Source organism: Marivita geojedonensis, assembly GCF_002115805.1.
In the GTDB taxonomy this organism is placed as follows: domain Bacteria; phylum Pseudomonadota; class Alphaproteobacteria; order Rhodobacterales; family Rhodobacteraceae; genus Marivita; species Marivita geojedonensis.
In genome coordinates this window covers 85,259-92,403 of sequence record NZ_JFKC01000014.1, presented here as the reverse complement: position 1 = coordinate 92,403, position 7,145 = coordinate 85,259, and the positions used below count along the sequence as shown (strand labels likewise).

At 59.3% G+C, this 7,145-nt stretch carries 7 protein-coding genes; 4 read left to right on the top strand and 3 right to left on the bottom strand.

The genetic code is table 11. From position 1 onward, the window contains the following. Positions 1-162 precede the first annotated feature (162 nt). Positions 163-684, top strand: a complete 522-nt coding sequence (locus MGEO_RS14000; RefSeq protein WP_085638949.1) for an acyloxyacyl hydrolase — start codon at positions 163-165, stop codon at positions 682-684. 3 nt (positions 685-687) lie between these two features. On the opposite strand, the gene MGEO_RS13995 is transcribed toward MGEO_RS14000, so the two are convergent. Genes MGEO_RS13995 through MGEO_RS13985 form a run of 3 tightly spaced genes read right to left on the bottom strand, consistent with a single transcriptional unit; the run spans position 688 to position 3,766 of the window. Continuing rightward, entirely contained in the window at positions 688-1,854 is a 1,167-nt protein-coding gene (locus MGEO_RS13995) for a WD40/YVTN/BNR-like repeat-containing protein (RefSeq protein ID WP_085638946.1), read from the bottom strand. Positions 1,855-1,893: 39 nt separating this feature from the next. Next, complete coding sequence (locus MGEO_RS13990) at positions 1,894-2,946, bottom strand: ABC transporter ATP-binding protein (RefSeq protein ID WP_085638943.1); 1,053 nt, start codon at positions 2,944-2,946, stop codon at positions 1,894-1,896. After that, a complete protein-coding gene (locus tag MGEO_RS13985) occupies positions 2,927-3,766 on the bottom strand; it encodes an IclR family transcriptional regulator (protein WP_085638940.1) in 840 nt (279 codons plus the stop codon). The genes MGEO_RS13990 and MGEO_RS13985 overlap by 20 nt, the downstream gene beginning before the upstream one ends. A gap of 151 nt (positions 3,767-3,917) precedes the next feature. Here MGEO_RS13985 and MGEO_RS13980 point away from each other — a divergent pair, with 151 nt between their 5' ends. The 3 genes from MGEO_RS13980 to MGEO_RS13970 all read left to right on the top strand — a co-directional run bounded on the left by MGEO_RS13980 (position 3,918) and on the right by MGEO_RS13970 (position 7,140). Continuing rightward, positions 3,918-5,180: an ABC transporter substrate-binding protein gene (locus tag MGEO_RS13980; protein ID WP_085638937.1), complete on the top strand. Its 1,263-nt coding sequence runs from the start codon at positions 3,918-3,920 to the stop codon at positions 5,178-5,180. A 96-nt stretch (positions 5,181-5,276) separates the two neighbouring features. After that, entirely contained in the window at positions 5,277-6,203 is a 927-nt protein-coding gene (locus MGEO_RS13975; protein ID WP_085638934.1) for a carbohydrate ABC transporter permease, read from the top strand. 88 nt (positions 6,204-6,291) lie between these two features. Next, positions 6,292-7,140, top strand: a complete 849-nt coding sequence (locus tag MGEO_RS13970; protein WP_085638931.1) for a carbohydrate ABC transporter permease — start codon at positions 6,292-6,294, stop codon at positions 7,138-7,140. Positions 7,141-7,145: the final 5 nt, after the last annotated feature.

The following is a 7,145-nucleotide window of genomic DNA, read 5'->3' as shown; positions in this document are numbered from 1 at the left end:
GGATGACAGAATTCTACAACCCCCGAGCTTCGCGCTGCGGGGTTTTTTGTTGTCTGGCGATTTCTTGTGAATTGTGTCCACGCAGCGGTGCTTCACTGGACTCCCTGTCTGAAATGACCGATGTCTTGGACAGCGCAACTCTACCTCACTGGAGCGGATGATATGGCAGACGGAACCTTCGCAGTCCTGTTGTTTGTGCTTGGCCTGACCGACATGAGCATGAACCATTGCGGGACGGAGGCGGGCTGTCTGGGGAAATCCGAGGTCACGCCGCGGTTTTCGATCTCTGCGGGCGAGGTTCTGGAGCGTCGCGCCGATCCTGCGGGTGAGGTATATCTTCGCTATGATCTTGGCCATAAGCGCGGGCCGTTTGGCAATGCCGCCGGTTTGTCGGTTGGTCAAAACGGAGAAACATGGATGGGATTTGGCTCCACCTACACAATCTCCTTCGGCCGCAGCGGCGCATATGCCGAGCTGCATTCCATGCCCGGCCTTTATTTCGACAATGGCGGGTTCGATCTGGGTGGGCCGATTGAGTTCCGGTCGGGTATCGAACTGGGCTACGAGACCTCCAAAGGATGGCGCATGGCGCTGAGCTACGATCACCGGTCGAATGCCGGAATCTATGATGAAAATCCCGGGATCGAAACGGTACAGTTCCGGGTGTCCATACCTCTCAATTGATTGTCACCCGTGGTGGGTGACGGCTTCGACGCAGAGCACCGTTGGCAGGTGTGCAGCGATTTCGGACCAGCTCTCACCTTCATCCAGTGACGCGAAAACCGACCCGGAATTGGTGCCGAAAAAGACAGCTGGCGTATCGTGCCGATCCACTGACATGGCTTGACGCAAGACTGTGAAAAAGCAGTTTTCTGTTGGTAAACCAGACTGTTGCGGGATCCAGTTCATCCCGCCATCGGACGATTTCCAGACAGCAGCGGAGCCATCGATCGGATAGCGCCCCCGCGTGTCTCCGTTCAGCGGAAAGGTCCAGACCATGTCTGGATCATGTGGATGAACGGCGATGGGAAACCCGAAGATGGATGGCAGACCCTCAGTGATGTTCTGCCAACTTCGCGCCCCGTCTGAGCTTCGGTACACACCATGGTGGTTCTGTTGATACAGGCGGACACCGTCGCCGGCCTGCACAAGCTGCATGTTGTGAACGCAACCACCGATCTCGGTGTCGCTGCCTGCGGCGGGATGCTGTGACGGTGTGGCCGGAGTGCTATTGTCCCGGCGCACCCGGCGCTCCCAGCTTTGCCCGCCGTTTTCGGTCGCAAAGACGCCCGCCGCCGAAATTCCGATCCACAGACGTTCCGGGTCGTCCGGATGCGGCACAATCGTGTGAAGGGTCAGTCCAACCGCGCCTGGCTGCCACTGATCGCGTTCCGGAAACTCTGCGAGACCGGTGAACCGTGTCCAACTGCGTCCGTTATCATTGCTTTGATACAGGTTCGCGGGTTTGGACCCGGCATAGAGCCGGTCGTGTGCAAAACACAGCGACCAGATCGCATCGATTTCGCCGTCGAAGGGTCCGTCCCCGGGATCTGTCAGACCGAAGATCGCGGCTTCTTCGGGATTGTTGCGCGCCCACGCGTCCGCCTCTCCATTGGCCAGCTTTGTCAGATGCCAAGACGCGCCGCTGTCATCCAATGCCCAGACACCGGCACCGTGCCACCCGCTGCCACCTCCGGCCCAGATGCGTCCGGAGTCTCCATCACCTGCGGCATGGTTGATGGGCCACAGATCGCAAAGCGGCCCTTGTTGTGTCCAGGACTGGCGGTCCGGGTCGCTCTTCAGCAGGAACAACCCTTTGGTTGTTCCAACAAGCAGCGTTGTCGATGCGGGCATGGGATATCCCTCCGATGGGTGTTCGGAGAATAGCACATGTTACCGCAAACGCGCTTCGGTTTTGGCGTCGAAGAGGAACATGTGATCGGGATCGACCACGAGATCGACCATGTCTCCGTCGGACGACCGGTGATCGCCACGTTCTTCGACGATGATCTTTTCTCCATCCGGGCCGATCAGATGCGCATAGGACACACCGCCAAGGCTCTCGGTCAGGTCAACGCGGTGCGAGCTGCCCGGCCTGAGCTCGAGGTGTTCGGGCCGCAGACCGATGAGAACCTCCTGTCCCTCCTGAGCCGAGGCTGTCTTGGACACGCTGTGAACAAGACCGTCCGATACGACCTCGCCACCTTGAACACGGCCTCTGATGAAATTCATGGAGGGAGATCCGATGAACCCTGCAACAAATCGATTGTCGGGATCGCGGTAAAGCTCCATCGGTGCGCCGACCTGTTCGATCCGTCCCGCGCGGAGCACCACGATCTTGTCGGCCAGCGTCATCGCCTCGACCTGATCGTGGGTCACGTAAATCATCGTTGCGCCGATTTCCTTGTGCAGGCGGGCGATTTCTACCCGCATCTCGACCCGCAGTTCCGCATCGAGGTTGGAGAGAGGTTCGTCGAACAGGAACACCTCCGGTCCACGCACAATGGCGCGCCCGATGGCCACACGTTGGCGTTGACCGCCTGACAGCGCCTTTGGTTTACGCTTCAGATAGTCGTCAAGTTTCAGGATACGGCTGGCCTCGGCGACTTTTTCCTTGATGTCCTTCGCCGCATGACCGGTCATCTTCAGGCCAAATCCCATGTTTTCCTCGACCGTCATGTGCGGGTAGAGCGCATAGGTCTGGAACACCATCGACACGCCGCGATCCGAAGGATCGAGCCGCGTCACGTCGCGTCCGCCGATCCGGATCGTACCTTCGGTGGTTTCCTCCAGCCCGGCGACCATCCGCAGAAGGGTGGACTTGCCGCAGCCGGACGGGCCGACGAACACGCAGAACTCCCCGTCCTGCACATCAAGATCGACCCCATGGATGACCTGCGTTTGGCCATAGCGCTTTATGACGGATTCAAGTGTCACTCCGGACATGGATCGTCTCTCCGTTGTTTAAGGTGGGGGCGGGGGCTGCCGAGCGCGGGAAAAGCCAGCTTTCCGCATCGCGTGCAATTGCAGCGGCCGCCAGTTTGAGGCGCGGGCCCAGACCGCGCAGAGTATCGAGATCGGTGCGTCGGGTCGTTCCGGTGACCGACAACGCCCCAAGCGGGCGTGCCTGAGAGTTGAGAATCGGCACGGCGACGCAGACGATCCCCGTCTCGTGTTCCTCGCGGTCAAAGCTCAACCCGTCGGCGCGGATCTCAGCCAGTTCCGCGCGGAGACTTTCGGGGGAGCCGTGGGTCGTCGCGGTAAAGCGGTGCCAGCTTTGCTGGGCGAGAGCGGTCTGCAATTCGGCGTCGGGCAGAAACGCCAGCATCGCCTTGCCGACACCCGTGCAGTATGCGGGCCCAACCTTTCCGGCCTGGCTGAACATTTCCACCGGATCGCGTGCGTTGCGCTTGTCGACATAAAGCACCTGCGCATGATCAAGCTGCGCAAGGTGCACGGTTTCCCCGGTCTCGGCGCTCAATGCATCGACATGAGGCCGCGCAACCGGGGCAAGGGATGACTGCGCCCATGCGGCATGGGCCAAACGGACCAGCCTTAAGCCCGGTGCGTAGGTCTGCCGCTCCGGATCGTATTGCAGCATGCCCTGATTGGTCAGCGTCTGCACAAACCGGTATAAGGTCGCCTTGGGCAGGTCCGAGTCTGCGAGGAGTTCGCCGAACCGGACAGGGCGCCCGTAAGACGCGATCTGATCCAGCACGGCAAGAGCCTTGCCCACGGTTCCGTCGTTTCGTTCGGCCGGTGCCATCTTCGCGAATTTCCTCCCTTAACCTCCGGTCGCGTCCGGTCGGCTGTTGACAAGCATAGGCGAGTCGCTGTTATGATTTCAATATGCAAAACAAGGTTTCAAATAATGAAACCAATCTTGCACCAGATTTGGGAGCATAAGGGAGGACACCATGCGTTCCACATTGAAAGCGTCGGCACTGGCGCTGACGGCTGCACTTGCAGCCTCGACGGCATTTGCAGGAAGTCATTCGCTGAGCGGCGATCTGAAGATTTTCCTCGACACTTCGAACCCGGCACCGCGCGCAACGATGGAAGCGATGATTGGCCGCTTCCAGGAGATGCATCCGGACCTGAACATCGAAACCACGGTGATCGACCGTGAAGCCTACAAGACCCAAATCCGTAACTTCCTGACCGCCGATGCGCCGGATGTGGCGACATGGTACGCGGCCAACCGTATGCGCCCCTATGTCGAGGCAGGTCTGTTCGAAGACGTTTCCGACCTCTGGGCCGAGCCCGAAATTGCCGACAACCTCGCCTCGACTAAAGGCGCGATGACCATCGACGGCAAGCAGTGGGGCGTGCCCTATACTTACTACCAGTGGGGCATCTACTACCGCAAAGACCTCTACGATCAGTACGGTCTGAGCGAGCCGACCAATTTCGACGAGATGAAATCCAACTGCCAGACGCTGCTCGACAATGGTGTGAAGTGCTACACCATCGGCACCAAGTTCCTCTGGACCGCTGGCGGCTGGTTCGACTATCTGAACCTGCGCACACATGGCTATGATTTCCATATGGAAATGGCCGCTGGTGATGTGGCGTGGACCGATGACCGCGTGCGCGAAACCTTCGCCAACTGGCGCGAGCTGATCGACATGGGCGCCTATGTCGACAACCACCAGAACTATTCCTGGCAGGAAGCGCTGCCCTTTATGGTGAACGGCGATGCGGCCGCATACCTTATGGGCAACTTCGCCGTGGCACCGCTGCGCGAAGCAGGTCTGACCGACGATCAGCTCGACTTCTACCAGTTCCCAGCGATCACCGAAGGTGTGGCCATGGCAGAAGACGCGCCGACCGACACGTTCCACATCCCGGCCAATGCCAACAACAAGGAAGCGGCACGGGAATTCCTGCGCTTCGTGGTGTCGGCGGATGAACAGACCGTCATCAACAACGGTCAGAACCTCGGCCAGCTTCCGGTGAACGCGTCCGCGTCGATCGACGACGACAAATTCCTCGAGCAGGGCTTTGCGATGCTGTCCTCCAACAGCCCGGGCGGCGTGGCGCAGTTCTTTGATCGTGACTACCCGGCGGAAATGGCAGCCGAAGCGATGCAGGGCTTCCAGGAATTCATGGTGTTCCCGGACAACCTCGATGACATCCTGAACCGTCTCGAGAAGGTGCGCGAGCGCGTCTACAAGTAATATGATCTCGTCTGGGCCGGGACAGTCCCGGCCCATGACGGCCCATCCGCAAGCCGCGCGCGGCTTCCGCATGGCCCGTGTGGAGGAGACCCGACCATGACCGTCACAGCCCTTCCCGACACTGAAACGCCGAAGCGCGGCTGGTACAAGCGCAACGAGATCGCGGTGACGCCGTGGCTCTTCCTGGCGCCTGCCATCCTGTTTTTCGCGGTCTATGTCATCATTCCGATCTTCCAGAGCTTTTCGATTTCGCTCTACGACTGGGATGGTCTGGGCGTGGCGCGGTTCATCGGCATGGAGAACTATGCCGAACTGATGGATGACAGCGCGTTCGAGGTTTCGCTCTGGAACAACCTGAAATGGCTGATCTTCTACCTGTTGGCGATCCCGGCGGGGCTTTTCATCGCGCTGTTCCTGAACCAGACGGTCACGGGGATTCGCATTTACAAGTCTTTGTTTTTCTTCCCTTTTGTTCTGTCGCAGGTCGTTGTCGGGCTTGTCTTCGCGTGGTTCTACCTGCCCAACGAAGGTCTGCTGTCGAACATGCTGAGATTGGTCGGCCTCGGCCCGGTCAATGTGCTGGGTGATCCAACATGGGCGACCTATGGCATCATTGCCGCCGGTCTCTGGCCGCAGACGGCCTATTGCATGATCCTGTATCTGACCGGCCTCAACGCCGTGGATCCAGAGCAGGTCGAGGCAGCGAGGCTCGATGGCGCGAAGGGCTGGAAGATGCTCTGGTACGTCATCATCCCGCAGCTCAAACCGGCAACCTTTATCGCCTTCGTTGTGACGATCATCGGCGCGTTGCGGTCCTTTGACCTGATTTCGATCATGACCAATGGCGGCCCGTTCGGGCAGACCCGGGTTCTTTCGTTCTACATGTTCGAAAAGGCGCTGTCGGAATACGGCTTCCGCATGGGCTATGGCGCAGCAATCGCGGTGGTGCTCTTCCTTATCATGCTGGTCTTCATCGCGTATTTCCTCTGGTCGATGTACCGCGAAGAGCGGGGAGGACGGTGAACATGTGGAAACTGACGGGAGCCTCCGGCGGGAGTTTATCGGGCAAGATGAAGAACATGCCGTCGTTTAATGAAGGGGGGGTGCTCTGATGTTTCCGCGTCCCATTCAACAGGCCAGCGCACCCGCGCAGACCGCCTACAAGACTCTGTTGCCAATATCTCTGATCCTTTGGCTCTTGCCGCTGATCGCCGTGGCTGTTTTTTCGATCAAGCCCGCGTCCGATTTCACGCAAGGCAATTACTGGGGCATGCCGGGGTCGTTCGAGCTGTTCAACAATTATGGGCAGGTCTTTTTCAATTCTGACATGCCGCGGTACATGCTGAACTCGGTCTTGATCACCGTCCCCACCGTGATCGGAGCGGTCGCACTGTCGGCCATGGCGGGGTTTGCGCTGGGGATCTACAAATTCCGGTCGAACATCTGGGTGTTCTTCATGTTCGTCGCGGGCAATTTCGTGCCGTTCCAGATCCTGATGGTGCCAGTGCGCGACCTGACGCTCGACATGGGACTCTACAACACCAAGACGGGCCTCGTGCTGTTTCACATCGCGTTCCAGACCGGGTTCTGCACGCTCTTCATGCGCAACTTCATCCGCGCGCTGCCGTTCCCGCTGATCGAGGCGGCGCGGGTCGAAGGCGTTGCCGAATGGCGGATCTTCTGGTTTGTGGTGCTGCCTTTGATGAAACCCGCGCTGGCGGCGCTGGCGGTGCTGATCTTCACCTTCATCTGGAACGATTATTTCTGGGCCATCGTCCTGACCCAGGGGCCGGATGCACAGCCCGTCACCGCTGGCATCACCAGCTTCAACGCACAATACCGCGCTGCTTATCATCTGATGAGCGCGGGCAGTATCGTCGCGGCTCTGCCGCCGGTGCTGATGTTCTTCCTCATGCAGAAACACTTTATCGCAGGCCTGACACTGGGCGCGGTGAAATAAGGACC

Coding starts and splice junctions, on each gene's coding strand:
- MGEO_RS14000 (WP_085638949.1), top strand. CDS start 163: ATGGCAGACGGAACCTTCGCAGTCCTGTTGTTTGTGCTTGGCCTGACC.
- MGEO_RS13995 (WP_085638946.1), bottom strand. CDS start 1,854: ATGCCCGCATCGACAACGCTGCTTGTTGGAACAACCAAAGGGTTGTTC.
- MGEO_RS13990 (WP_085638943.1), bottom strand. CDS start 2,946: ATGTCCGGAGTGACACTTGAATCCGTCATAAAGCGCTATGGCCAAACG.
- MGEO_RS13985 (WP_085638940.1), bottom strand. CDS start 3,766: ATGGCACCGGCCGAACGAAACGACGGAACCGTGGGCAAGGCTCTTGCC.
- MGEO_RS13980 (WP_085638937.1), top strand. CDS start 3,918: ATGCGTTCCACATTGAAAGCGTCGGCACTGGCGCTGACGGCTGCACTT.
- MGEO_RS13975 (WP_085638934.1), top strand. CDS start 5,277: ATGACCGTCACAGCCCTTCCCGACACTGAAACGCCGAAGCGCGGCTGG.
- MGEO_RS13970 (WP_085638931.1), top strand. CDS start 6,292: ATGTTTCCGCGTCCCATTCAACAGGCCAGCGCACCCGCGCAGACCGCC.